The sequence below is a fragment of the Henriciella sp. AS95 genome (assembly GCF_038900055.1).
Lineage (GTDB): Bacteria > Pseudomonadota > Alphaproteobacteria > Caulobacterales > Hyphomonadaceae > Henriciella.
Map to the genome: position 1 here is coordinate 274,430 of NZ_JBBMQM010000001.1, position 24,186 is coordinate 298,615.

Below are 24,186 nucleotides of genomic sequence, written 5' to 3' on the forward strand. Positions count from 1 at the left end.
GGTCAGTCCATTACCCTAGGCGCTTTTTAGCGCAGTTGAGAGTTCCTTCGCCAGCCCCCCCACACGTGCGGCTATACTGCCGCTTGCGCCCGACTCAAGAGCTAAGCGCACATGATCTACGAAAGCAGAGCCGACGACAACCCCATCAGCAATACGCGCCATGGCGGCCGCCTGTTCCCCGGTGCGAACCCCGAAGCCGACGCAGACGGGAAGACCAGAGACCCGGCGGGCCCGGTCAACGCCTTCCCTGATGTCTTCCGGATCGGCTGAACCTGTACCCGTTACACCAGCGACAGCGACATAATAGAGGAAGCCGGAGGCGCCTTCAGCGACTTTTGCAATGCGCTTCTCGGTCGTGGTCGGGGTCGCCAGGCGGATGACAGAAATTCCATACTTTTCATAGGCCTGGCGAAGCTCATGATCCTCCTCAGGCGGCAAATCCACGATGATTGTGCCGTCAATGCCCGCTTTGGCCGCCGCTTCTGCGAACTCGCTATAGCCCATGTGGAAGACCGGATTGGCGTAGCCCATCAGGATGAGCGGGGTCTCTTTATCGTCCTCGCGAAAGCGTGCAGCGAGCGCCAGAACATCGCTGAGCTTGGTGCCCGCTTTCAGGCTGCGTTGACCGGCCACCTGGATGGCAGGGCCGTCTGCCATCGGATCGGTAAAAGGCGCGCCGAGTTCAATAATGTCAGCGCCATTGTCGCGAAGCGCGCAAAGCGCTTCATAGCTTGCTTCGAGGTCAGGGTCGCCGGCCATCATATAAGTGACGAGTGCAGAGCGGCCCTCGGCGCGCACTTTCTCGAACCGGTCAGTTATCCGTTGGGTTGGCATTATTCAGCAGGTGCTTTCGTATTCTCCTGAAGCCAGTCGGCATAGGTACCGAGGACTTCGGTGCATGGCATCGCCACCATGGCCGGGACATCATAGGGGTGTAGCTCAATGACCAGTTTTTCGAGCGCTGGCCAGCAGGCAGCAACCGATTTCAGCCAGAGCACATGTTCAAAAGCCTGCTCGACCACACCTTTCCAGAGATAGGTCGAGGCCACAGGCCCATCGATATTCGCGCAAGCAGCGAGCCGCCGCTCCACAGCGGTGTCGCCGATCTTGTGGGCCACCTGAGTGGATGGGCAGGTAATGCGGATGAGTAGCGCGTCGGTCATATTTCAGCTTTCTACCGCATCATGGCAAACAATACAGAGTTTGTTGCCATCCAGATCCCTAAAATAAGCACCGTAATAGTTTTCATGATAGTGCGGACGCAGTCCTGGCTTGCCCTCATCTTTGCCGCCCGCGCCGATGGCGAGGCTGAACACCTGGTTCACCGCGTCACGATCGGGCGCAAGCAATGCCAGCATCTGGCCGTTTCCAGGATGGTGTGGCTGCCCATTTTCGGGCTTGGTGAGCGCAATCACCGGCCGAAAGCTGTATGCTTGATTCCACATCACGAAGGGGTCTGACCGCTCCATGGAGACGCGGCTGAGGCCGAGCTCTTTCATGATCGGCGCATAGAAGGCGGTTGCCCTGTCGAGATCATTGGTGCCGATGGTGATGTGCGAGATCACCCGCTAGATCTCCATCCCGAGATGCTCGGCGACGGAGAAGATGTCCTTATCGCCGCGCCCACAGAGATTCATGATCAGGATCTGATCCTTGTCCATACTCTCGCAGACATCGCCGAGGCGCGCGATCGCGTGGGCCGGCTCCAGCGCCGGAATGATGCCCTCAAGCCGCGTGCAGAGCTGGAAGGCTTCGAGGGCTTCCTTGTCGGTACAGGTGAGGTATTCCGCCCGGCCCGTATCGCGCAGGAAGGCATGCTCGGGGCCGATACCGGGATAATCGAGGCCCGCCGAGATCGAGTGCGCGTCGATGATCTGGCCGTCTTCGGTCTGCAGGAGGTAAGTCTTGTTGCCGTGCAGGATGCCGGGTTTGCCCCCATTGAGGGCCGCGGCGTGCTGGCCGGTCTCGATGCCGTGGCCTGAGGCCTCGACGCCGATCAGCCGCACGCTTTCGTCCTCGATGAAGGGATGGAACAGGCCGATCGCATTCGAGCCGCCACCAATGCACGCCATGACCGCGTCCGGCAGGCGACCTTCGCGCTCCATCATCTGGCGCTTGGCTTCCTTGCCAATGACGGACTGGAAATCGCGGACCATCTCCGGATAGGGGTGAGGGCCTGCCGCCGTGCCGATGACGTAGAAAGTGTCGTGCACATTCGTCACCCAGTCGCGCAGCGCCTCGTTCATCGCATCCTTCAGCGTGCCCGTGCCGGACGACACCGGGACAATTTCAGCGCCGAGCAGCTTCATGCGGAACACGTTCGGCTTCTGCCGCTCAACATCGGTCGCGCCCATGAAGACCGTACAGGGCAGGCCAAAGCGCGCGCAGGCCGTCGCCGTCGCCACGCCGTGCTGGCCTGCGCCGGTTTCTGCGATGATCCGCGTCTTGCCCATGCGCAGGGCCAGCAGCACCTGCCCGAGGCAGTTATTGATCTTGTGCGAGCCGGTATGATTGAGCTCATCGCGCTTGAAGTAGATCTTCGGCCCGCCGAAGTGCTCGGTTATGCGCTCGGCAAAATAAAGCGGCGAGGGACGGCCGACATAATGTTCCCAGAAGTCATCCATCTTCGCTGTAAAGGCGGGGTCCTTCTTGGCGGCGCGATACTCGGCCTCAAGATCCAGGATGAGCGGCATCAGCGTTTCGGCGACATAGCGCCCGCCGAACTCGCCGAAGCGGCCTTTCTCGTCAGGCCACTGGTCCCAGGTATTCGGTCTATTCATAACGCGTCCTCACGCTGCTTTTGCGGCGTCGATAAATTTTTTGATCAGATCACTATCCTTTACGCCGCGCTCTCTTTCGACTCCAGAGGACACATCGACCGCATCTGCACCCGTGGCAGCAATGGCACCGGCAACGTTTTCCGGCGTCAGGCCGCCCGCGAGAAGCCAGGGCTTCGGCGCGTCCCAGCGCTCCATGATCGACCAATCGAATGTCTGCCCATGGCCGCCGGAGCGGTCAGCGCCTTCAGGCGCCTTGGCATCGATGAGAAGCCTGTCCGCCGCCTCATAGTTAGACAGGCGCTCAAGATCGGACAGGCACTCAACACCGGCCGCTTTCCAGATCTCGGTATAGTTCGGCAAGGCCTCGCGGACCTGCGCAACAAAGTCTGGCGATTCACTGCCGTGAAGCTGGATTGCATCAGGCAGCACGGCGTCCGTCATGCCTTTCAGGAAATCGAGGTCCGGATCGGTCAGCAGAACGACAGAGCGGACATGGTGCTCCGCCGCTGTCCCTAGCAAATCGTAGAGTTTGTCGGACACACGCTCATATGAATCGCGCGCTATGAAACGCGGGCTTTCTGGCACAAGCACGAATCCGACCCATTCGGCACCGGCTCTCGCCGCCGACCGGACCGTATAGTCATCCCTTATGCCGCAGATCTTCACTTTTGCCATGGCGAGAGCACGTGGCGCGCAGCCTGCCATTCGTCAAGCCGGATCAGGCGTTTCCGGACTGTTTCTCTGCGGCAGGCAGAGATTCTGAAGGCAAATCGCCCTTGATCGACTTCAGCTGGTTGACATTCGACCGGGAGCCGAACTCGACGAGAGACGTGACGACATCAAGGTCGGGCCGTCCGAAATAATAGCCCTGTCCGTGTCCGCAGCCCGCCGCTTTGAGCCAATCGGCAACGTCTTCGGACTCGATACCCTCAGCAGTGCTCTCAAGGCCAAGGCTCTGGCTGAGCGCGAGAACCGCATTCACAATTGTGCGGCTATCCTCGCTCTCGGACATGCTCATGATAAAGGACTTGTCGATCTTGAGCTTGTCGAAGGGGAGGGATCGCAATTGATTGAGGCTCGCATAACCCGTGCCGAAATCGTCAAGGGCAAGGCGGATACCACTATCAGCCAACCGCTCAAGAATGACCGTCGCCATTTCCATGTCGTCAATCAACGCGTTCTCGGTCACCTCGACTTCGAGAAAGCTCGGCGGATGCCCATAAGCCTCAAGCATACCGAGCAGGTCGTCGACGATCTCCTCATGCCTCAGCTGAACAGGTGAAATGTTGAGCGAAATGAACAGCCCATCCGGCCAGCTCTGAGCGTTCTCGCAGGCGGCCCGCAGCAGGTTCAATGTCATCTGCTTGATGAGGCCGGTATCTTCCGCGATGGGGATAAACGTGTCTGGCGACAGGATGCCCTTTTGCGGGTGATACCAGCGCGCCAGAATTTCGTAGCCTTCCAGCTTGTTATCGCTCAGCCGGATCAGCGGCTGATAACATGGGCGAATTTGGTCCGAAGTAACAGCGGCGCGAAGGTCCATCTCGAGCTGCGAGCGCTCGAGCGCCTTTTCATTCATGCTTTCGTCGAAGTAGAGATAATGTCCGCGGCCATTCTCCTTGGCATCGTAAAGCGCCATGTCGGCCTGCTTCAGGAGGCTCTCCACCGCAATTGTTTCATTTGGACGCAAGATCGAAACCCCGGCACTTGCGCCGACCTGACAGACAATCTTCTCCATTTCGACCGGCCCTTCGACTGCGCGCAGGATGTTCGCGACAATCCGGTCGAGGTGCTCATCGCCGGAATTCTGGTAAAGCAGCGCAGCAAATTCGTCACCGCCTAGCCTGGCGAGCATGTCCCCTGGCTTGATCTCCTCCTGAAGACGCTGCGAAATCGTCTGAAGGAGACGATCGCCTACAGCATGTCCGTGCAAATCATTCACCGGCTTGAACCTGTCGAGGTCGAGCATAATCACGGCATAGTCACCGTCACGATCGCTCTCGAGCACAGACTTCAACCTGTTGATGAAAGCGCGGCGATTGGAGAGCCCCGTCAGCGGGTCGTTGAGCGCGAGATATGCCATATGGCGCTCGGCTTCCATCCGCATGCGGAATTCTCTACGCACTTCGAAGAGCCGCTTTGTCGCGAGGACGAAGCCAGCCACGGAGAGCGTAATGAGCACAGCCGCCAATCGATCCAGGTTCCAGTTATCGTGCGCATGGCTATATTTGTGAAATGACGAAAACAGGTCGAAATGGTCATTGACGACCACTGCGGTCACGCACGCCAGAATAACAATGGACAGTTCCCATCCTGCTCCACGCATCATGCGCTTCGCACGCGCCTGACGCGTCTCACTGTCCCGGAGCTGCCCGTTTTTCATCCCTCTATCTATGCGTGCCGCGTCCTAAACGAATGATGAAAATGCGTTGTAGAATCGCGTGTTTACCGCATTTGCATTACAGAGACGCACCAAGCCGAAGCCAAGCAACAATTGAGATAACGTGACGGCGACTGCCCTTTACGATTAAACTGGGCGCCGCTCCGAATGACGTTCATCCGGCGCGCGAGGAAAAGTTATGAGTCGCATCTTCGGTAAGGTCTGCCAGAACGGCTATGTCGTACGAGACATAGAGGCGGCGATGCAGCACTGGATCACCGTGATGGGCGTCGGCCCGTGGTTCTATATCGAAGACGTGAAGACTGACTGGTTCACCCATCGTGGCAAACCCTCTGACGTGAAGATGTCGATCGCGCTCGCCAATTCCGGAGACCTGCAAATCGAACTCATCCAGCAGCGCAATGACGCGCCGAGCATGTACAGGGAATTTCTCGATGCGGGCCGCGAAGGCCTGCAGCACATGTCCTATTGGACTGAGGACTATCAGTCACTCTACGATAGCGCGCTCAAGCGGGGCTACACGGTCGGTCATGAAGGCCAGATCGGCGGCGAGAAAGGCCGGTTCGCCTATTTCGATACCGAGGCCCACCCCGGAACCGTGATTGAGATTTCAGACATTAGCGGCGCAAAAGGCAGGACGTTCGCCCATATTGCGAAAGTCGCCCGGGACTGGGATGGATCAGACCCAGTCCGCAAAATACGCTGACAGGCGTGCCGGTACGCCCCAAGAGCGAATCTCAAAACAAGTTCGTGCACGAACTAGAAATGGCGCTGATTTCGCGCTAAATCCGATTGCTAGAATGCAAAAGAAAGTGCACCAATAAAAGCCGGGTGCGGAGGAAATTTCGCGACACTGATCGCGGACAGCCAGGATGAAAAAAATAGTGCGGAGTCTAGCTGAAGAATCAGCCATGACCGACGCTACGCGTCACACTGTGGCGGACGTCGATTACTATGATGTGACAGTGCTTGGCGCGGGAATTTCCGGGCTGACATTGGCCCATGATTTTGCGGCGACCGGGCATTCGGTCCTGCTCGTTGACGCCTATCAGCATGCGGGCGGCAACCATCAATCTTTCAATGTCGGCGGCATGTCGTTCGATGTCGGCGCCATTTTTTTCTGGTCGGACTATCCCCAATTCCAGATGTTTCCAGAATTGTTCGAGCAGACGATACCGCTGACCTGGTCGTTCCAGCGCGTCACGCCTGCTGGCAAGCTGGCGAAATACCCTCTCGATCTGAAATTGGACCTTGCCGCGCTGCCCAAGGCAAAACTGGTGCGCGTGCTCTTCAGCGGCCTGAGGGCCAGACTCGCCGGAAACGCAAAGACGAGCGCCTATGAATTTCTGAGATATTATCTCGGTGAGACGCTGATGCGCACCAGCGGGATCCTGAACTATGTGCACCGCTTCTATGGCCTTCCCGCAAAGGAAATTTCCTATGACTTCGCCGAAGCCCGGATGGAGCCGATCGCGCGAAATGCGACAGTGACTGGCGTTCTCGGCATGGCGCGAAAGAAATTTGGCGCCAAGGTCTTGAACAATGAAACGTTTTGCGTGGCGCGCCCAAAGACCGGCTTTCCAGATTATTACGCGCTCGCCATCGATACCCTTCGGGCCAAAGGGGTCACGGTGAGATTGGGGACATCGATCGAACAGATCGTGGCTGTGCCGGATGGAACGCGTATCCGATTGGGCGACCGGACAGTAAAGTCACGCCGAACGATCAGCACACTGCCCATGCAGATGACCGCTGAGATCGCCGGGTGCGCTGGAGAGGATGCACCAGCGTCCAAAGGCTTGCACTCTCTTTATTGCCGGTTCCGCGGAGAGCGCGGCTTCCAGTCGCTGATCCTCTACAACTTTCATGAGAGGGGTCGTTGGAAGCGCCTTACCATGCATTCTGACTATTATGGCAAAGACGGCGACTGGGAGTACTTTTCCGTGGAGGTCACCGCAGATGATGACACGGAAACAGCCGAAAACTTGTTCGACGATCTTCGAACCACCACGCAGGCGTTTGGCCTGTTTCAGGGCACGCTGGAACTGGCAGGCTCACAGTACACTGACTTCGCCTACCCCCTCTACGATCACAGTTCTGCAAAGAGGCGCGATGCGCTTATCAAGAACATCGAAGCAGCGGGCCTCGAACTCGCGGGTCGTCAGGGCCGGTTCCAATACCTGCCGACCTCCGACCACACAATCAAGGACACCCGTGCAACGATTGAGGTTGGCACTCAAGCCGAAGCATAGACAGGCTGCGAGCGCTGAGCAAAAATGCACCGCCCGCAGCCTGATCCTTGCAGCTTAACCGGCGTGGGCCGCGGCGGTCTCCGCCGTCAGACGACGCGCGATGGCATCGAGGTGGCGGATATCAGAACCGCAGCAGCCGCCAAAAACATTGGCATGTGGCACACGCTCCAGCAGATTGATGTAGTCCTGCGAAAGTTCGACCGGGTTTCCACAATCGAGGACCTCACAAGCGTCAAGCTCGGCATGTGATTTGCGCGACGCATTGCAGCGAAAGCCACGCAAACGCTGCAGCCAATCGCCATCCGTCAGAGCATCGACAAAGTGGCTTGGATGGGCACAGTTCACCATGAAGTAGGCGGGGGCTGCTCCGGTTTCGGCGTCCACCAGGTCGATGGCGGCCTCCAGCTTCTGTCCCGTTGGCAACCTGCCATCTGTTTCCACCGTAAAGGAAACCACGATGCCTGCCTCGGTTCGCTGAGCGGCTTTCACAAAGCCAATGGCTTCAGGCGCATTGGTGAAGGTGATTGCCGAAATGATATCAACACCGGCTTCAGCCAGCCAGCCAATCTGCTGGGCATGGTAGGCTTCGGCCTGCTGCCAGGTCATGTCGCCCGAGGCCTCATACCCGTCGCCCCAAGGGCCGACCACGCCGTTCACCAGCACAGGCGACTCCTGTGTAGAATACAGCGACTGCAGCCGGCGCGCAAAATTGACGGCAAGGTGGTTGACCTGTTTGAGGTCTTCCACCGACGCACCCAACGCATCGGCAAATCCAGGCTGGGCGCGCCAGGTCGCCGTGTCCAGAATGAACCCTGTCTTGCAGAGACGGGCGAGGTCCAGATAGTCACGAAAGTAACTCTCCAGTTCCCGGCACCCCACCGCTGTATTGAACAGCGTGTGGGAGGCAAACTCAGGCAAGGTCTGTTCGCGATTGAAAATCATGTCCGTTTCCAGACCGCCATCGGTCAGGAAGATACGGGAGGATTCGTGCGGCAATTTTTGTTTTTCGATGGTCACTTTTGCGTCTCCTACAATGCTGGCTCGACCGCGATGAAGAGGCCCGCTAGCGGGACAGCGAACATCATGAAGTAGGCCGTCGTGGCTGTTGCCTGGGACAGGCGCTGGCGCAAACCGGTGAACCCTGGGGGCAACTTCCCGGGCCTGTTTATCGTCGTGTGTCTCATTTCATTTTCCTTTTTTGTTGAGACGGCGCTCGTTTTCGAGCGCGCAACCCCAACCCTGTGAGACGCGTTGTGACCGACGATTGTGTGAGCGACCGTGTGAATGACCGTGGAAATTGAGTTTGGACCGGCGATTTTCGGCAAAAAAGTCCGCGCGCACGCCCCGACGACATGCAGATTCGCCGGCGCTTGGCGCGGCGCACTGCAACAGTAACGGTTCATGTCATTTGGGGGGGTCTGGCGGTGAGACAGGGATTCGAACCCTGGAGACTATTGCTAGCCTACACACTTTCCAGGCGTGCGCCTTCGACCACTCGGCCACCTCACCATAAGGGCGCGTCTATAATGGAAGGATGCAGGGGATCGCAAGCCCGTGATTGTCCTTCCGCTGTACAAACACCATATCGAGCCACAAGCCATCCAAGAAAGGACGCCTGTCATGTTCTTTACCCGCAAGCCTGCCCCCATGCCCGAAAAGGGCGCCGCCCTGCCCGGCCGCGACGGTGCCATACCGACCGCGGACACGCATTTCGTAAACGGCATACCGCTGAACTCCAGACCGCCGGAAGGCTTCGAGGAGATCGTTGTCGGCATGGGCTGCTTTTGGGGCGTGGAGCGAATCTTCTGGCAGCTCGACGGCGTGTGGCTGACGCAGGCCGGCTATGCTGGCGGCGAAACGCCAAACCCGACCTATGATGAGACCTGCACTGGTCATACCGGTCATACCGAAGTGGTCCGCGTGATCTATGATCCCTCGAAAATCACGACAGGCGAAATTCTCAAAGCGTTCTGGGAAGGTCACGACCCGACCCAGGGCATGCGGCAGGGCAATGATGTCGGCAGCCAATATCGCTCGGCGGTCTTCGTGACCAATGAAGACCAGTTGAAAGTGGCGGCGGCGACCCGCGACACCTATCAGAAGGCGCTCGATGACGCGGGGCGCGGTCAGATCACCACCGAGATCGGCCTGTTGGATGAGTTCTACCACGCCGAAGATTATCACCAGCAATACCTCGCCAAGAATCCAAACGGCTATTGCGGCATTGGTGGCACGGGCGTGTCCTGTCCGATGCCGACAGGTGTCAGCGCCTGACGAGCTCTGCTAAAGCGCGCGGGTGACTGATTTTGTAACCCGCTTTGCGCCATCGCCCACGGGGCGTCTGCATCTTGGGCATGCGGCCTCGGCCTGGCATGTCTGGGCTGCTGCCGAACGGGCTGGTGGTCGGGTGCTGCTGCGGATCGAAGATATCGATCCTGGGCGCTGCAAGCCGGAATTCACCGATGCGATCTATGAAGATCTTTCATGGCTGGGCTTCGACTGGGAAGAGCCAGTGCGGGTCCAGTCGGCGCACTTTGCAGACTATGAACCTGTTGTCTCTCGCCTGACAGACCTCGGATTGACCTATCGCTGCTTCAGAACGCGCTCTGACATCGCAGAGGAACAAGCCAAGGCAGGCCTGCCGCCCGGAACGCCTCTTGTCGGCGAAGCCCTGTCAGCAGAAGACGAAGCTGCGCGGATGGCCCGGGGAGACGGTTTTACCTGGCGCCTCTCACTGGCAGCTTGCCGGGAGTATCTCGGCGATATCTATGACGGACTGTCCTTCACGCTGGTCTCGCCGGACGGACAACACGAAACGATCAAGGCACAGCCTGAGCTGCACGGCGATATCAATCTCACCCGCAAGGATTCGCCGACGGCTTATCACGTGGCGTCGACGCATGATGACGCACTGCAGGGGATCACGCATGTCATCCGCGGAGAAGACCTCGCGGACGCAGCGCATATTCACGTTCTTCTCCAGACGCTGATGGACTGGCCTCGGCCTGCCTACACCCACCACCCGCTTGTCCTGGGCCCCGATGGGAAGAAGCTCGCCAAGCGATTTGCATCCAGAAGCCTTGCCAGTCTGCGAGAAGAAGGCTTTACGCCGGATCAAGTTCGCCGTCTGGCCGGAGTTTGAATGTCGCACACCGAACCTCCATTGGCGCAAGCGCGCGTCTGGCTTGGCCCGCTTTTGCTTCTGCTCGGCGGTGTCTGCATCGGGCTTGCGCCAATTGGGCTGCGCATGGGGCTCGATTCCCTCGGTCCGCAGGCCATCGCTTTCTGGCGCTACGTCTTTGCGATCCCGATGCTGCTTATCCTGTTCGTCGCGATTGAACGACGCCTGCCGACGCGGGTGAATCGATATGTCGTTGGAGCCGGAATTCTATTCGCACTCGATATCGCGCTTTGGCACTGGGGCCTGACACTGACGACGGTCGCCAACGCAACTTTCATTGTGAATCTTGGCAATATCTGTGTCGGCTTTGCCGCCTGGCTGTTCCTCAAAGAGCGCCCGAAGCCAATCTGGTTTCTCGCCGTTCTCGTCGCCGTGGCCGGGGCAGCGGCCCTTTCGCTGGGCGGAGAGTCTGGCGGCAAGACGGACATAAGGGGCGACATGCTGGCGCTTGGCGCCGCCTTCATGGTGTCCGGATACATGCTGCTTTCCAAGCTCGCCCGAAACCGGCTTGGTGCCATGGATGTCATTCTGTGGCTGACCATTACAGAGGCCATCACGGCGGGGATCATTGTGGCCGTATCCGGAGAGCGCTTCCTTCCTGCCACGCTTGCAGGCTTTGCCGCGCCGGCCTTTCTGGCGGTTGCGGCTCAAATTGGCGGGCAGGGCCTTATCATTGCCGGCCTGGGCCGCACGCCAGCGGCGGTTGCCGGTATTATCCTTCTCATTCAGCCAGTCATCGCCGCCGCCATTTCCTGGCAACTCTTCGAAGAACCGCTGACCGCCATACAGGGCGGCGGCGCAGGCCTTATCCTGTTGGGGATCTGGCTGTCTCAGGGGGCCGCCCGCGAAACGCGTCGTAAAGCGTCATCGAAACCGTCACAAAAACCAGCTAAAGAGCCTGCATGACACACAACGCCCCCAAACCGCCCAGCCCGCGCATGCGGATTTTCTTCTTCTCTCTGGCCGCTGCGCTGACGATCGCCGCTTGTGCCACAAGCGCCGCGCCGCCAACCGAGATCAGCGATTTGCCGCTCGACGCTCGACCGTCCGCCGTTCCGCAGCAAGCCGCCGACGATTACTACAAGTCAGCCGCCGCGAGCGTCGATGCACGAGCCGGCGAAGCTTTTGTGCCCAAAGCAAAGAATGTCATCCTCTTCGTTGGTGACGGCATGGGTGTTTCGACCGTGACGGCCGGCCGGATTTACGCTGGCCAGCACAAGGGGCTCGACGGCGAGAGCTATCGCCTCGCTATGGAAAGCCTGCCCTACTCGGCCTTCTCCAAGACCTATAGCCACGACAGTCAGGTCGCTGACAGCGCGTCGACGGCGACAGCGATGATGAGCGGCGTGAAGACCGGTTCTCGTACACTCGGTCTGCGCTCTGGCGTGGCCTTTGGCAACTGCGCGTCCATAGAGGGACAGGAAACCGATTCGATCTTCGAAATCGCCGAACAGGCAGGCCTCGACACGGGCATCGTCTCAACAGCGCGGATCACGCACGCAACGCCGGCCGCCACCTATTCAGAAAGCGCCAGCCGCGATTGGGAAGACGACACCGAAGTTGGCGATACAGGCTGCAAGGACATTGCGCGGCAACTCATCGAATGGCCAGCTGGCGATGGATTTGAAGTCATTCTCGGCGGCGGCCGCAACCCGTTTTATCCCGCCGGTTCTGTCGATCCTGAAACAGGCGAAGCGTCAGGCCGCCGGGCCGACGGGGAGAACCTTGTCGAGACCTGGCTGACGGGCGACGGCGATCGCACCTATGTCTATGATAAAGCCGGATTTGACGGCGTTGACTTCGCGTCCGCCGGCAAGGTCCTGGGCCTCTTTAATCCATCGCACATGCAATGGGAGCTGGACCGCGCCGAAGACAAGGGCGGCGAGCCGTCACTGGCCGAGTTGACCAAGGCCGCCATTACGCGGCTGTCGCAGAATGACGATGGCTATGTCCTGCTGGTCGAGGGCGGCCGGATCGACCATGGCCACCACGCCACCAATGCGGCGCGAGCCCTGGGCGATACTGCAGCGCTTGATGAGGCGGTTTCGGCAGCATTGGCAATGACGGATGCTTCGGAAACGCTGATCATCGTCACCGCAGACCACTCGCACACGCTGACGATTGCTGGTTATCCGGTTCGAGGAAACGACATTCTCGGCAAGGTCGCATACGGGCCGGGCGGTCTTGCCCGCGCTGACGATGGCAAGCCTTATACGACCCTCGGCTATGCCAACGGCTCGACCGGCTGCAAGCCAGGCCAGGAAGATTGCGCGCGCGAAGACCTGACCACGGTCGACACGACCGATAAGGACTTCCACCAGCAGGCGCTGATCTTTTCGGGTTCAGAAACGCATGCTGGTGAAGATGTACCCGTCTTCGCGAGCGGCCCGGGCGCAGAACTGGTCCGGGGCACAATTGAGCAGAACGAAATCTTCCATGTGATGGGGCGCGCCAGCGGTCTCGTAGACTACGAAGACTGATCGGTTTCGGCTGACAGTTTCCGTATCGCCTCAGCCACAGCCTCACCGTGGGCATGGTGCGGCATGTGCCCACCATTGGCGAGCGGGACGAGCGTGAAGTCTTCGATCTGATGTTTGATCTTGCCGGCATGCAGTGTCGGCTTGATCACCGTATCCTTGGCGCCAGAGAACAGGATCACTTGAACATCGATTGACGGGTATCGGTCCTGCTGGGCAGCCAGTTCGTCTCGCAGCGCGTTCATGTCGTCGGCGTTGGCCCGAAACTCAGGTGGCCGAAACAGCAGCCCAAGTCCCGCATCACCGTAATAGTTTTCGGGCGGGTCTGCGGGGTCGAACACACCGTTAATGCCCTGCTTTACCTGCGCCGGGCCAACGATGGGGGCGAGCTGGGAGAATATTGGCCCGATGATCGGCGGGCCAGCCACCTTGTTGTACCAGGTCTCGCCGCCGCCACCCCAATCATGGGTGACAGGCGCGAGCAGGACCAGCCCGTCAACAAGGTCCGGATAGTCCAAAGCCACACGAAGCGCGACGGCCCCGCCATAAGAATGGCCGACCACGACGACTTTCTCGCCAGGCGCCATCGCTTCAATGACGCCAGCCATCTGACGGGCCTGGACAAGTAGGCTCTCGCTGCCTTCAGGACGTTCAGAATATCCGTGACCCGGGCGGTCCGCCATTAAGATGCGGTGGTCAGAAGACAGCCTCGGCGCCAGTGTTTCCGTGAACTCGCGCGCATTCGCCGAAGCGCCATGGATCATCAGAACAGCCGGTCCAGTCTCCCCTGCACGAATGACATGAACATCCTCACCGTGGACCTCGACCATCGTACCACTGGCCGGCCAGCGCTCTTCAGCGTTGCGGGTGTAAACGGCACTGTGGACACAGGCACCGGCCAGTCCTGCCGTGATCAGGATGAGAAAAAGTGTGGCAGCCAGTTTCAAAGCCCCTGCCCGTTCTGCTCCTCGACAAGACGGGCCTCAGCAGATTTTGCCATGCCAAGAGTCGGATGGATTTTCAGTGCTTCGCGATAGGCGACGAGCGCCTCCTCCTTCGCGCCCAGCTGCTCCAGCACGCGGGCAAGGCCAACCCAGGCCCCAAAGTGACGCGGCTCAAGGCGCAGGGCTTCGTTCACGTCGCGCAGGGCTTCGTCATACTTCTCTTCCATGAGGAAGGCGGACGCTCGCCGGTTATAAGCCTCGGCATAGTCCGGCTGAATCGCGATGACACGGTCATAAAGCTCATGCGCAAGCTCAAGCTCGCCCACCGATTGCGCCGTGACGGCCCGCTCCATGACAAGATCAGCGGCGGCCGAACCGCTTTCCATCCAGGCCGCCCAGATATCCAATGCGGCAGATGCCGCTTCTTCTTCCGTTGGTGCATTCTTCAGCTCTTCGAACATTTCGTCCGATGGGCCGAAGCTTGGGCCGCTGGCGAGGATCAATCCTGCAAAGGCGAGTGCTTTAAACATGCAATCAAGTATGGGTTTCTTGTGGGTTCCGGCAAGGCCTCAATGCGGCCATCTAACGGCAACGCTAAAGAAAGCCTTCGTCGATCAGGGCCTTTTCCAGACCCTCAGCACCCTGGAAGTGGTGCGTGCGAAAGCCGAAATTCCGCGCGGCTTGAATGTTCTTGAGACTGTCGTCGATGAAGAAGACTTCAGAAGGATGGCGCGCGCCCGTCCGTTTGAAGCTGATATCATAGATCGCTGGATCGGGTTTGATGAGCCCCTCCTCTCCGGACACGACAACATCGCGCAGCAGTTTGATCATCGGGAAGCGCTCACGCGTTTCCTCGTAGACTTCTGCAGACATATTCGACAGGCCGTAGAGTGGATGTCCCGCCTCTTCGAGACGCGCCATCAGGGCTGGGACGCCGGATTCATAGCCGTCGAACATCTCGAACCAACGACCGTGCCAGGCGTCGATTTCATCAGAATATTGAGGGTAACGGGATTTCAGCTCGCGCGCGCCATCAGCGAAACTGCGGCCACGGTCATGCTCGACATGCCACGCCATGGTGCACACATCGTTGCAGAAGGCCTCTGCTTCGGCCTCAGTGTCGAAGATCTTCCGGTAGAGGCGGACCGGTTTCCAGTCCACCACAACATTGCCTAAATCAAACAGGATGATCCGCGCGCGCCCGGGAGAAACTTCATCCCGCAGCGGCGCGTTCATTGTCTGGTTAACCCTGTTTTGCTTTAAAGCGAGGATCGGTCTTGTTGATGACGTATGTACGGCCCTTGCGGCGCACAACCTTACAGTCGCGGTGGCGCGTCTTCAGGGCTTTAAGAGATGATTTGACTTTCATGGGATGGGCCCTGCCATAGCTGGAAACTCACAAGGGCGCGTCGATACCCAAAGGTCCGTTGAGAGTCAACGATTGAGACACACCACCACGGCAAAAGGAATTTGCTGAGATGAAAACTGAAATGAATATCGGGCGTCGCTGGATTTACGCGGCCGCATTGAGCGCTCTTATCGGGGCTTGTGCCGCCACACCGCAGAATGCGAATCCGGGCTCTGGCACAGTTGGCGGGAATGGAAACGCGCCCGGCGAAGAGACACCGGCTTTCGAGCCGCCGGGCGATCCTGTCGGCACACCGGACGCAGCGCCAATTGCGGGGCCGACCGGTCCTTATACGCCGTCCGGCAATCGCGACATGGATATCTGGCGCGAAGATTTCGCTGCCCGCGCTGAGGCGCAGGGCCGCAATCCGGCTGTCATTTTCGCCATGCTGGAAGGCATTTCGCCACTGGAGCTTTATCTCAGCGAAGACGTCAGTGTCGCCGGCACAGGCATCGCCGATCAAGCCGAATTTGCCAAGCCTGTCTGGGACTATCTACGCACCGCGGTCACCGATAGCCGTTTCGAAACCGGCCGTGAGAAACTCGCTGAGCTTGCAGGCGTCTTCGACGTCATTGAACAGACCTATGGCGTCAACCGGGAAGCGGTCAGTGCGATCTGGGCGATGGAGACCAATTTCGGCTCCTATATCGGTAATTACGACGCGGCCAACACGCTCTCAAACATGGCGGTCGAAGGCCGCCGGCGCAGCTTCGCAGAAGGCCAGCTCATTGCCCTGATGAAAATTGTCGAAAGCGGTTTTGCCGACCGCAGCCAGCTGGGATCGGGCTGGGCCGGAGCCATGGGACAGACCCAGTTCATGCCAACAACCTACCTTGCCTATGCGCAGGATTATGAGCGCGATGGCAAAGCCGACATCTGGTCGAGTGCCCCTGACGCGCTCGCATCGGCAGCCAATTACCTCTCCAGGTCGGGATATGTGTTCGATCAGCCATGGGGCATCGAAGTTCTCGCACCCTCAGGCTTCGACTGGTCCTATGCCGACGGCAATGACCGTCGCATGGCCACATGGAAATCGCTCGGCTTGTCACCCATACGCGGCGGAGAATGGGGCGTGACAGACGCCGACTATGCCGAGCTGTGGCTGCCAACCGGTGCCACAGGTCCGAAATATCTGCTGTTCAAGAACTTTGATGTCTTCAAGACCTATAACCGGTCCAATTCCTACGCCCTCGCCGTGGGCCTGCTGACGGACGGCCTGCAGGGCAAGTATGGGCCGGTCGCAGCGTGGCCAACAGAGATCCCGCGCCTCAGCAATCAGGATGTGAAACGCCTGCAGTCGGCACTGAACCAGCTTGGTTTTGACGCAGGCGTGGTTGACGGTATCGCCGGTACGGGCACACGTCAGGCGCTGCAACGCTTCCAGAAAGCCAATGGTCTTCTCGCGGACGGTTATCCGTCCGGTCCGGCCCTGGAGTCCGTTCTGGCCGCGCTCGGCAGCTAGTCGTAAAGATCGGATGGCTCGTCCGGGTCATCCATCATGACCTGGTTTGCCGGGAACACCTTGCGGGCGAAAACCGCCATGAAGAGCAGCATCACGCCAGCGCCGATGAAGGGCGCATAAGGGTGGACGTTCTCGTACATCCATGGGCCGAAAAACGGGCTGACAATGAAACCCATGCCGTTGGCTGAAATGACCAACCCGGCAACATTGCCCTGCAAAGACGAGCCGACGGCCAGGGAGGCGCCGCTGGAAAAGCCGGGGCGGGCGAGCCCCTGACCAATCCCGACAAAGAACTGCGCCAGGACGAGCACGGCGAACTCCCGCGTCGGCACGATCAGGAAGGCGCCCACCGCCAACAAAAGCGCCCCGGATACCATCAGTTCGCGGTTCGACATTTTCAGACGCGGGATGATGACGAGTTGCGCGATCAGCGTGCCGGCTGCGCCGACTGTGTAAGCCGGGCCGGTAAACTGCATGGCTTCAGCGCCACCGACCTCGATCTTGTCCATGATTGCGAAGGCAAAGGTCTGCATCAGCACACCGGTCACCAGCGACAGCGATATCGCGAAGAGCAGGAAGGGTAACACCCGCGGATCGCGCCAAAGTCCGTCGCCTTCCCGTTTCTCCCCCTTCTTGCGGATACCCACCTCGCGCTTTGGCGGGGTATTTTCGGGCAGGCGCGTATAGATGAGGAAGGAGATGATCGCGGCGGCTGCGCTGATCATGAAGACCGGCGTCAGCAGGCCGAAGACCGCGCCGATCGCGGCGGCGAAAGCCGGTCCGGCCACGGCGCCGAAACTGAAGCCGGATGTCAGCGATGCGATCTCAGCCGTGCGGTCCTCACGGCGCGTCCGGTCGGCGATATAGGCCTGGGCGGCTGGGTTCGTGCCGGACCCAAGCACCCCGAAAAGCGTGCGCGACGCGAGCAGACAGACGAAAACCACGATCGCGCTCTTGATGTGTCCGGCGAGCGCCAGCGCAGCGAAGGTCGCGAAGAGCAGCATCGAAATCGAGAAACCGAGCATGCCGAGCGCGGCGACCCGCCGCCTGCCCCATTCATTGCTCTTGCGTCCCCAGAAGGACGAGCAGATCGCCCACATGGCCGCCGAGAGCGAGAAAATCGCGCCAGCCATCCAGTCCGGCAGGCCGAGATCGCGCACCAGCGGCGGCAGGATCGCGCTGATCAGCATCGTATTGCCGGCGCCTACGGCAAGAAGGGCAAAGAAGAGCAGCCGGAATGCACCGCGCCGATCCTCTCTTTGAACGCCGGTCGGTGTTTGCTCGGGAGAAGCCATGGCCTCTCATTCACCTTGCCTCTGAAAAGATCAAGCAATCTCGCCGGCGAATGCGGCCTGCCTCCAGCAATATTGTGGAAACCATATTTAAAGCCCTCGCCGTCATAACAGGGCCTGATCGACCAAAGGCGCGCTCATGTTCCAGCTTCTCGGCCTCCTCACAGTTATCACCGTAATTGTCGGCGCCCTGATCTTCAGCGGCAGTCCGGCAATCATGCAGGCCCTGCCTTTCGAGCTTGCCCTGATCGGCGGAGCCGCCATCGGAACCCTGCTTGTCGGAAATTCGCCGCGTGTGGCGCGCGATGCCGCCGCCGGGCTTGGCAAAGCGGTCACCGGCGCAAAGTGGAAACAGAGCGACTATGCCGACTTGCTGACAGGGATGAACGACCTCATCCGCCGGGCGCGGCGGGGCGGCATCGTGGCAATTGAAGCAGACATTGAAGCGCCGGAGTCTTCGCCGGTATTCATCAACCGCCCGCGCCTATTGGCCGACCTGGACGCTCGCTCGCTGATTACCGACAGCTTCCGCCTGCTTGCCCTCAATCCAGGCGGCAAGTCGCCACTGCAGACCCATCTTGATGACGCCATGGGCTCGATTGCCGATACACGTCACAGGGCGGTGAATGCGCTGAACTCTCTGGCAGACGCCTTGCCCGCGCTCGGCATCGTCGCGGCTGTTCTTGGTATCATCAAAACGATGGGTGTGATCGATCAGTCGCCCGAAGTGCTCGGCCCAATGATCGCGACCGCGCTGCTAGGTACATTTCTTGGTGTCTTTCTCGCTTACGGGCTGGTCGGACCGCTCGCGGCCCGCTTCGGCCAGGTGATCGACGAGGAGATGCGATATTTGGAGACGATACGCACCCTTCTCACTGCCTATGATGACGGTCTCGCCCCAGCAACTGCGATAGAACTCGCCAGGTCGGGACTTCCGGCTCATTTGCGTCCATCAATTGAGACCCTGGATGCGTCAATGGGGACGGTCGAATCCTTGCCACAGCGCCGCCTTCGCGGCCGGACTGCCTGAAACTTTTAAGAAAATTGCGGTGCGGCTCTGGCCTAGCCAGATCAAGCGCACTACGTGCTGATATCACACAAGCGGCCGAAGGAGCGCCCGATGACGCGATTTGACCAGCTCGTTGACCTCGTTGAAACGTATCAGAATCTTGCGGCCGAAAACTATGCCCGCGTTCGCCAGCTCGCCGAGGCCGTGCGTGCTGGACTTTGCGACTATATCGATGCCAAGGACGGCGTCTGCGTCAGACTGGTGCCGCCAGTCGGCGACTTCGAGCCCAAGGATCATGGCGACAAGGCATTTTCGGTCGCGCCAAAAGGGTTTCGTCCATTGGGTCCGGTCGCCTTCGGCCTTGCCGTCCGCGTGACGCGTGGCACGGATTGGATCCGACTGACCATGCAGTGCCAGAAAATCGGCGAAAACCTCATTTTGGACATTCAGGGTGGTCAATCCTTCAGCTTGACCCTGCCGCTAAAGGAAAATGACTCCAATCAGCTGTTCGATTATGTCTATAATCACGTATTGAACTGGTTCCAGTCTAAGATGGACCAATACGAAACGGGGGAATACGGCACGCGTGAAATAGGCTTCGACTTCTCACGCGAGACCGACGCTGAAACACCAACCTCCTGATTTTCCTTCAGGCTGGACCGATCATAAACATGTTTGACTCGAATATCCTTCTTGCTGCCGTGGGCTCCGACAGCCTGATCTTCGCCTGCGCAATGATCGGGGCACTGGGCCTTGGCGCGCAGTGGCTGGCCTGGCGTCTGCAGGCCCCGGCGATCGTTCTGATGGCGCTTGCCGGCCTTGCGGCCGGACCGCTCTGGCAAGTGATCTGGGGCGATCCTCTTCTGGATCCGTCAGCGACGTTTGGCGATCTGTTGCGCCCGATTGTGTCCTTGTCGGTTGCGGTCATCCTGTTCGAAGGTGGCCTCATTCTGAAGTTTGAGAATTTGCGCGACGCTGGCGCTGCCGTTCGACGAATGGTGTTCTTTGGCGGACCGCTCGCATGGTTCCTGGGGTCTTTGGCCGCGCATTATGCCGCTGGGCTCGATTGGGCGAGTGCCATTGTGCTTGCAGGTGTCATGGTGGTGACCGGTCCGACCGTGATCATGCCACTCATGCGGCAATCAAAGCTTTCCGGCCGACCGGCGCAGTTCCTCAAATGGGAAGGCATCGTCAACGACCCGGTAGGCGCCCTGTTTGCCGTCGCCGCTTATGAGATCATCCGGGTGGCCTCGCAGGGCGACTCGACACTCTGGGCCGGTATGTGGATCCTGATGGCCGCTGGCATCGGTATCTTTCTCGGCGTCGCGTTCGGGTTCGCGATGTCGCGGGCGTTCCGCGAAGGCTGGACGCCTGAATACCTCAAAGCGCCGCTGATCTTTGCGTCGATTATTCTCTGTTACGCGCTTGCCGAAGAAGTCGAACACGAAACTGGCCTCGTTGCGGTGACCGCTTACGGCATGACCCTTGCCAATTCACGGCTTGCCGACCTCTCTGAACTGCGGAAGTTCAAGGAGGATATTGCCGTTCTGCTTGTCTCAGGCGTCTTCGTGATCCTGACGGCTGACCTAACGCCGTCCATCATAAAATCGGCGCTGAACCTCAACACGCTGATATTCCTGTTGGTGATGCTGTTTGTTGTTCGTCCGCTATCGGTCTGGATCGCGACCGCCGGTACGCTTAGCCGCAAGGAAGCGCTGCTGCTTGGCTGGATTGCGCCTCGAGGCATTGTTGCGGTGGCAGTCTCGGGCCTTTTCGGCACGCTCTTGGTCGACCTGTCGCGGGAAGGCCGCTTCTACTTCTCCGGGGCTGACCAGATTGTGCCGCTGGCCTTTGCCATGGTCTTCACAACAGTGGTGCTGCACGGTTTCACCATCGGCCCGCTTGCCCGCCGCCTCGGCCTGGCCCGCGCAGAGAAGCCCGGCGTCCTGCTCGTCGGTGCGAACTCCTGGAGCGTTGAATTTGCGAAGGCACTGAAGGCGTCCAAGATCGACGTAATCATGGCGGACTCCAATTATCGTCGTCTGCGTCCGGCGAGAGAAGCCGGTCTCGACACTTTCCTGGGCGAAGTCCTGTCTGAAGATGCCGAGATCAAGCTCGACCACTCCCGCTTCGCCACTGTGATCGCCCTGTCGACCAACGACTCGCACAATGCGCTCGTCTGCAACCAGTTTGCGCCCGAAGTTGGCCGCCACAGGGTTTTCCAGCTTTCATTGTCGGAAGGCGATGAAGTGGATGACAAGTCCGTCGGGTCTTCTGCGCGCGGCCGCACATTGATCAGACGCGGGCGCACTTATGACGGTCTGGTTCGCGACCAGTATCGCGGCTGGACCTTCTCGCGCACGCGCCTCACTGAAAAATACACACTCGAGCAGTATCTCGCCGATCGGCCCAAAGGCGACATCGTCGCGGAAATCCGGCCGGATGGATCTCTCGTGCTGCTGGGACCAAGCCGCGAGGCGCGCGGGGGCGACGGCGCCACGATCATCAGCTTTGCGCCCGAGCAGCAACCCGTTCGTCAGGCTCAGGCTGATTCAAGCAGCGCAGAAACAGAACCTGCAAAGGGCTGACACCCGATTAGACGGTGACCGCATGGAGACTTGCCCCATGTCGGCGCAGCCAGGCCCGCTCCCGCTTCCAGCCGGGCCGGCAACGAGCGACATGCGCCCAGAAGCGGTTGCTATGGTTCATCTCCAGAAGGTGAGCGCATTCATGCGCTGCGACGTATTCCAGCACGTCTGGCGGCGCCATGACGAGCCGCCAGGAAAAGGCGAGGCGTCCATCCGACGTGCATGACCCCCAGCGCGAACGGGTATCTTTCACGGTCACGCGCCGGGCATCGACGCCGAGCGTCTCGCAATACTGGTCGACGGCCCGGCTCAGCTGCTCCTTGGCGTGCTTGCGCAGGAAGCGCTCTGCGCGCCTGCCAATCGTTGCAGGGTCGCCCGGCAGGGATAAAATCAGCGGCTCGCCAGCAATAAGGCGGGCGCGGCGACCTTCCCCTTCGAGCGAAATGACACATTCTTGCCCCAATAGAGAAAAGGCGTCACCGGCCTGAAGGCTGATTTGCCGGGGCAACATGTCGAGCCGGCTTTCAATCCATTCGAGGCGTTCTTCGGCGAACCGTGCCGCATCTTTCACCATCCGTTTATGTGGTGCAATCGCAACAGCTTCGCGCTTTTGTTCATCAAGCCTTAGGATAAGTCGCTTAGCGCGCGGATTGATCTTGATCCGAACAGCGATTTCTTGTCCGGATCGAGAAGTCAGGGTCAGCGTCTGGTTTTTATCGACAGTCATGATATTGCTCGAATCACGGCGCATTAAACCTAGCCATTGGATACAGTGAAGGGGAACTGAAATAATGAAATATCTACTTAGCGGCGTCGCGGCGCTAGCAGTCCTGAGCGGCTGCGGGCCTTCAGGCGACAAGACAGGCGATGCGCCACTCGGAGATGTGAGCATTCGCGCAGGCGATCCTGCTGAAGCCGAAGCCGTCATTTCTGCCATGTCCCTCACCAATTCCGGTGACGGCGCAGTCGCCTATGCAACAAAGTCTGTTGATGGTGCGAAGGCAAGCTTTTCAGACATCACGATCGCAGGCGACGATGCCGGCGGCGTGAAAGCTGCTTCTCTCGAATTCGACGGTCTCGACATGGTCGACGGCAAAGCGTCTTTCTCGAAAATGACGCTCAGCGACATCTCGATCGAAGACGAAGAGATGGACGACACCACTGTGAGCGTCGGCACAATTGAAGTTCTGAACCCAACGCCGGAACTGGCCGCATGGCTTGCCTCGTCGTTTGGCGACGCAGAGCCCGCACCTTTCCCGTCGGCAGAGCAAGTCGGTTTCGACTCCTGGTCGATCAAGGACGTGGCTGTTGGCTTTGACGATGCCGACGCAAAAGGCACGTTCGGTATCAGCAACTTCGAAGTTCGCGATCTGAAAGACCAGAAAGCAGCCCGTGCCGTCCTTAGCGGCCTGAAATTTGATGTCCTCGATGAAGACAGCGGCATACCGGTCAAGATGAACCTCGACTCGCTCAGCATGTCGGGTCTCGACCTCGCCTTCCTCGAAGCCATTCAGGAGAACCTGGACGATGAGGAAGCCATGATGGAAGCCATCATGTCCAAGGTCTACGACCAGCCGATGGATCCGGGCTATGACAAGATCTCACTGAGCAACTTCTCAGTCGATGCCGCAGGCGCAAGCTTCAAGATGCCGTCGCTTGACGCATCCGTAGAGCGCAACTCGGACGGTCAACCGGTAAAATACGTCACCAAGCCGTTCTCGATGACGCTTGATGCCGATCCTGATGGCGGCGAAGCTGGCGCAGGTCTCGCTCAAGCCCTCAGCATGGTCGGCTATGAGTCGGTTGAGCTCAAAGGTGCAGGCGTTTCGACATACGATCCTGACAAAGACATCATCACCTTCGCCGCGAAGGACAATTATTTCGAGCTGGTCGACGGCGCGAAATTCTCGTTCGGCGGCAAGCTGGCAGGCTATGCGGCCTACAGCAAGGAAGCCGCAACGGCGTTTGACTTCGAAGCCATGGCAGAAGGCGAAGAGCCGGATCCGATGGCGCTTCAGGGCGCGCTCGGCGAGCTTGAGCTCTACAATTTCGAGCTCTCCATCGACGATGACAGCCTTGTCGACCGCATCTTCAATGCCGTGGCCGCCCAGTCCGGTGAAGACCCGGCCCAGATGCGCCAGCAAGCCTCCATGATGATGGGTATGGCCCCGATGATGGCTCAGGGTAGCGGCGTCGACATGGAAATGGTGACGGAACTTGCAACAGCCGTGTCTGCCTTCATTACCGATCCTGGCACGCTGACCATCAAGCTGAACCCGGAGAGCCCGCTCTCTGTTGAGACGCTCTCGACGATGGAAGATCCGAGCCTGCTCACCAAAAAGTATCTTGGCTTCTCCGCGACGCATAAATAGTCGCTGAAACCAGAACCAGA

General features: G+C 59.3%; 25 protein-coding genes and 1 tRNA gene. 11 read left to right on the top strand and 15 right to left on the bottom strand.

The window, feature by feature from the left end:
• Positions 1–15: 15 nt before the first annotated feature.
• From trpA to WNY37_RS01420, 6 genes are read right to left on the bottom strand one after another with little or no spacing between them, the layout of a single operon-like run.
• On the bottom strand, positions 16–834 hold the full coding sequence (gene trpA / locus WNY37_RS01395; protein ID WP_342971664.1) for a tryptophan synthase subunit alpha: 819 nt from the start codon (positions 832–834) through the stop codon (positions 16–18).
• A complete protein-coding gene (cutA, locus tag WNY37_RS01400; protein WP_342971665.1) occupies positions 834–1,163 on the bottom strand; it encodes a divalent-cation tolerance protein CutA in 330 nt (109 codons plus the stop codon). Before cutA ends, trpA begins: the two co-directional genes overlap by 1 nt.
• Positions 1,164–1,166: 3 nt before the next feature.
• On the bottom strand, positions 1,167–1,565 hold the full coding sequence (locus WNY37_RS01405; protein ID WP_342971666.1) for a VOC family protein: 399 nt from the start codon (positions 1,563–1,565) through the stop codon (positions 1,167–1,169).
• Between the two features lie 3 nt (positions 1,566–1,568).
• A complete protein-coding gene (gene trpB, locus WNY37_RS01410; protein WP_342971667.1) occupies positions 1,569–2,780 on the bottom strand; it encodes a tryptophan synthase subunit beta in 1,212 nt (403 codons plus the stop codon).
• Between the two features lie 9 nt (positions 2,781–2,789).
• Positions 2,790–3,455: a phosphoribosylanthranilate isomerase gene (locus tag WNY37_RS01415; protein WP_342971668.1), complete on the bottom strand. Its 666-nt coding sequence runs from the start codon at positions 3,453–3,455 to the stop codon at positions 2,790–2,792.
• Between the two features lie 43 nt (positions 3,456–3,498).
• On the bottom strand, positions 3,499–5,109 hold the full coding sequence (locus WNY37_RS01420) for an EAL domain-containing protein (RefSeq protein ID WP_342971669.1): 1,611 nt from the start codon (positions 5,107–5,109) through the stop codon (positions 3,499–3,501).
• A gap of 250 nt (positions 5,110–5,359) precedes the next feature.
• Here WNY37_RS01420 and WNY37_RS01425 point away from each other — a divergent pair, with 250 nt between their 5' ends.
• On the top strand, positions 5,360–5,887 hold the full coding sequence (locus WNY37_RS01425; RefSeq protein ID WP_342971670.1) for a VOC family protein: 528 nt from the start codon (positions 5,360–5,362) through the stop codon (positions 5,885–5,887).
• A 205-nt stretch (positions 5,888–6,092) separates the two neighbouring features.
• A complete protein-coding gene (locus tag WNY37_RS01430; RefSeq protein ID WP_342971671.1) occupies positions 6,093–7,433 on the top strand; it encodes an FAD-dependent oxidoreductase in 1,341 nt (446 codons plus the stop codon).
• 54 nt (positions 7,434–7,487) lie between these two features.
• On the opposite strand, the gene WNY37_RS01435 is transcribed toward WNY37_RS01430, so the two are convergent.
• From WNY37_RS01435 to WNY37_RS01445, 3 genes are all read right to left on the bottom strand, one after another.
• A complete protein-coding gene (locus WNY37_RS01435; RefSeq protein WP_342971672.1) occupies positions 7,488–8,450 on the bottom strand; it encodes a homocysteine S-methyltransferase family protein in 963 nt (320 codons plus the stop codon).
• Positions 8,451–8,461: 11 nt separating this feature from the next.
• Positions 8,462–8,617 (bottom strand): hypothetical protein, encoded by a 156-nt coding sequence (locus WNY37_RS01440; RefSeq protein ID WP_342971673.1) that lies wholly within the window; start codon positions 8,615–8,617, stop codon positions 8,462–8,464.
• A 235-nt stretch (positions 8,618–8,852) separates the two neighbouring features.
• Positions 8,853–8,942, bottom strand: a tRNA-Ser gene (locus tag WNY37_RS01445).
• Between the two features lie 111 nt (positions 8,943–9,053).
• On the opposite strand from WNY37_RS01445, the gene msrA reads away from it, so the two are divergent.
• From msrA to WNY37_RS01465, 4 genes are read left to right on the top strand one after another with little or no spacing between them, the layout of a single operon-like run.
• Positions 9,054–9,707 carry a peptide-methionine (S)-S-oxide reductase MsrA gene (msrA, locus tag WNY37_RS01450; RefSeq protein ID WP_342971674.1) on the top strand — a complete coding sequence of 218 codons (654 nt, stop codon included), beginning with the start codon at positions 9,054–9,056 and terminating at the stop codon, positions 9,705–9,707.
• Between the two features lie 22 nt (positions 9,708–9,729).
• Entirely contained in the window at positions 9,730–10,575 is an 846-nt protein-coding gene (gluQRS, locus tag WNY37_RS01455) for a tRNA glutamyl-Q(34) synthetase GluQRS (RefSeq protein WP_342971675.1), read from the top strand.
• Positions 10,576–11,520, top strand: coding sequence for a DMT family transporter (locus WNY37_RS01460; RefSeq protein WP_342971676.1), 945 nt, complete (start codon positions 10,576–10,578; stop codon positions 11,518–11,520).
• Positions 11,517–13,094 (top strand): alkaline phosphatase, encoded by a 1,578-nt coding sequence (locus tag WNY37_RS01465; protein WP_342971677.1) that lies wholly within the window; start codon positions 11,517–11,519, stop codon positions 13,092–13,094. Before WNY37_RS01460 ends, WNY37_RS01465 begins: the two co-directional genes overlap by 4 nt.
• On the opposite strand, the gene WNY37_RS01470 is transcribed toward WNY37_RS01465, so the two are convergent.
• The 4 genes from WNY37_RS01470 to ykgO all read right to left on the bottom strand — a co-directional run bounded on the left by WNY37_RS01470 (position 13,082) and on the right by ykgO (position 15,404).
• A complete protein-coding gene (locus WNY37_RS01470) occupies positions 13,082–14,038 on the bottom strand; it encodes an alpha/beta hydrolase (RefSeq protein WP_342971678.1) in 957 nt (318 codons plus the stop codon). The genes WNY37_RS01465 and WNY37_RS01470 overlap by 13 nt on opposite strands.
• Positions 14,035–14,565 (bottom strand): tetratricopeptide repeat protein, encoded by a 531-nt coding sequence (locus tag WNY37_RS01475; RefSeq protein WP_342971679.1) that lies wholly within the window; start codon positions 14,563–14,565, stop codon positions 14,035–14,037. Before WNY37_RS01475 ends, WNY37_RS01470 begins: the two co-directional genes overlap by 4 nt.
• Positions 14,566–14,629: 64 nt before the next feature.
• Positions 14,630–15,271, bottom strand: coding sequence for an HAD family phosphatase (locus tag WNY37_RS01480; protein WP_342971680.1), 642 nt, complete (start codon positions 15,269–15,271; stop codon positions 14,630–14,632).
• A 7-nt stretch (positions 15,272–15,278) separates the two neighbouring features.
• Positions 15,279–15,404 (bottom strand): type B 50S ribosomal protein L36, encoded by a 126-nt coding sequence (ykgO, locus tag WNY37_RS01485; protein WP_084392334.1) that lies wholly within the window; start codon positions 15,402–15,404, stop codon positions 15,279–15,281.
• A gap of 109 nt (positions 15,405–15,513) precedes the next feature.
• Between ykgO and WNY37_RS01490 the strand changes: the two genes are divergently transcribed.
• Positions 15,514–16,905 (top strand): lytic murein transglycosylase, encoded by a 1,392-nt coding sequence (locus WNY37_RS01490; RefSeq protein ID WP_342971681.1) that lies wholly within the window; start codon positions 15,514–15,516, stop codon positions 16,903–16,905.
• On the opposite strand, the gene WNY37_RS01495 is transcribed toward WNY37_RS01490, so the two are convergent.
• Entirely contained in the window at positions 16,902–18,200 is a 1,299-nt protein-coding gene (locus tag WNY37_RS01495) for an MFS transporter (protein ID WP_342971682.1), read from the bottom strand. The two genes, WNY37_RS01490 and WNY37_RS01495, sit on opposite strands and share 4 nt — an antisense overlap.
• Positions 18,201–18,336: 136 nt before the next feature.
• Here WNY37_RS01495 and WNY37_RS01500 point away from each other — a divergent pair, with 136 nt between their 5' ends.
• From WNY37_RS01500 to WNY37_RS01510, 3 genes are all read left to right on the top strand, one after another.
• Positions 18,337–19,227: a motility-associated protein gene (locus WNY37_RS01500; RefSeq protein WP_342971683.1), complete on the top strand. Its 891-nt coding sequence runs from the start codon at positions 18,337–18,339 to the stop codon at positions 19,225–19,227.
• 90 nt (positions 19,228–19,317) lie between these two features.
• Complete coding sequence (locus WNY37_RS01505; protein ID WP_342971684.1) at positions 19,318–19,848, top strand: hypothetical protein; 531 nt, start codon at positions 19,318–19,320, stop codon at positions 19,846–19,848.
• Between the two features lie 29 nt (positions 19,849–19,877).
• Positions 19,878–21,794, top strand: coding sequence for a sodium:proton antiporter (locus WNY37_RS01510; protein WP_342971685.1), 1,917 nt, complete (start codon positions 19,878–19,880; stop codon positions 21,792–21,794).
• Positions 21,795–21,801: 7 nt separating this feature from the next.
• Here the strand turns inward: WNY37_RS01510 and WNY37_RS01515 are convergent, their stop codons facing one another.
• Entirely contained in the window at positions 21,802–22,521 is a 720-nt protein-coding gene (locus tag WNY37_RS01515; RefSeq protein ID WP_342971686.1) for a SprT family zinc-dependent metalloprotease, read from the bottom strand.
• 64 nt (positions 22,522–22,585) lie between these two features.
• Between WNY37_RS01515 and WNY37_RS01520 the strand changes: the two genes are divergently transcribed.
• A complete protein-coding gene (locus tag WNY37_RS01520; protein ID WP_342971687.1) occupies positions 22,586–24,166 on the top strand; it encodes a hypothetical protein in 1,581 nt (526 codons plus the stop codon).
• Positions 24,167–24,186 lie beyond the last annotated feature (20 nt).

Excerpts from the sequence above, each read along its gene's own strand:
- trpA (WP_342971664.1), bottom strand. The coding sequence starts at position 834 with ATGCCAACCCAACGGATAACTGACCGGTTCGAGAAAGTGCGCGCCGAG.
- cutA (WP_342971665.1), bottom strand. The coding sequence starts at position 1,163 with ATGACCGACGCGCTACTCATCCGCATTACCTGCCCATCCACTCAGGTG.
- trpB (WP_342971667.1), bottom strand. The coding sequence starts at position 2,780 with ATGAATAGACCGAATACCTGGGACCAGTGGCCTGACGAGAAAGGCCGC.
- WNY37_RS01415 (WP_342971668.1), bottom strand. The coding sequence starts at position 3,455 with ATGGCAAAAGTGAAGATCTGCGGCATAAGGGATGACTATACGGTCCGG.
- WNY37_RS01420 (WP_342971669.1), bottom strand. The coding sequence starts at position 5,109 with ATGATGCGTGGAGCAGGATGGGAACTGTCCATTGTTATTCTGGCGTGC.
- WNY37_RS01425 (WP_342971670.1), top strand. The coding sequence starts at position 5,360 with ATGAGTCGCATCTTCGGTAAGGTCTGCCAGAACGGCTATGTCGTACGA.
- WNY37_RS01430 (WP_342971671.1), top strand. The coding sequence starts at position 6,093 with ATGACCGACGCTACGCGTCACACTGTGGCGGACGTCGATTACTATGAT.
- WNY37_RS01440 (WP_342971673.1), bottom strand. The coding sequence starts at position 8,617 with ATGAGACACACGACGATAAACAGGCCCGGGAAGTTGCCCCCAGGGTTC.
- msrA (WP_342971674.1), top strand. The coding sequence starts at position 9,054 with ATGTTCTTTACCCGCAAGCCTGCCCCCATGCCCGAAAAGGGCGCCGCC.
- WNY37_RS01460 (WP_342971676.1), top strand. The coding sequence starts at position 10,576 with ATGTCGCACACCGAACCTCCATTGGCGCAAGCGCGCGTCTGGCTTGGC.
- WNY37_RS01465 (WP_342971677.1), top strand. The coding sequence starts at position 11,517 with ATGACACACAACGCCCCCAAACCGCCCAGCCCGCGCATGCGGATTTTC.
- WNY37_RS01475 (WP_342971679.1), bottom strand. The coding sequence starts at position 14,565 with ATGTTTAAAGCACTCGCCTTTGCAGGATTGATCCTCGCCAGCGGCCCA.
- WNY37_RS01480 (WP_342971680.1), bottom strand. The coding sequence starts at position 15,271 with ATGAACGCGCCGCTGCGGGATGAAGTTTCTCCCGGGCGCGCGCGGATC.
- ykgO (WP_084392334.1), bottom strand. The coding sequence starts at position 15,404 with ATGAAAGTCAAATCATCTCTTAAAGCCCTGAAGACGCGCCACCGCGAC.
- WNY37_RS01490 (WP_342971681.1), top strand. The coding sequence starts at position 15,514 with ATGAAAACTGAAATGAATATCGGGCGTCGCTGGATTTACGCGGCCGCA.
- WNY37_RS01495 (WP_342971682.1), bottom strand. The coding sequence starts at position 18,200 with ATGGCTTCTCCCGAGCAAACACCGACCGGCGTTCAAAGAGAGGATCGG.
- WNY37_RS01500 (WP_342971683.1), top strand. The coding sequence starts at position 18,337 with ATGTTCCAGCTTCTCGGCCTCCTCACAGTTATCACCGTAATTGTCGGC.
- WNY37_RS01505 (WP_342971684.1), top strand. The coding sequence starts at position 19,318 with ATGACGCGATTTGACCAGCTCGTTGACCTCGTTGAAACGTATCAGAAT.
- WNY37_RS01510 (WP_342971685.1), top strand. The coding sequence starts at position 19,878 with ATGTTTGACTCGAATATCCTTCTTGCTGCCGTGGGCTCCGACAGCCTG.
- WNY37_RS01515 (WP_342971686.1), bottom strand. The coding sequence starts at position 22,521 with ATGACTGTCGATAAAAACCAGACGCTGACCCTGACTTCTCGATCCGGA.
- WNY37_RS01520 (WP_342971687.1), top strand. The coding sequence starts at position 22,586 with ATGAAATATCTACTTAGCGGCGTCGCGGCGCTAGCAGTCCTGAGCGGC.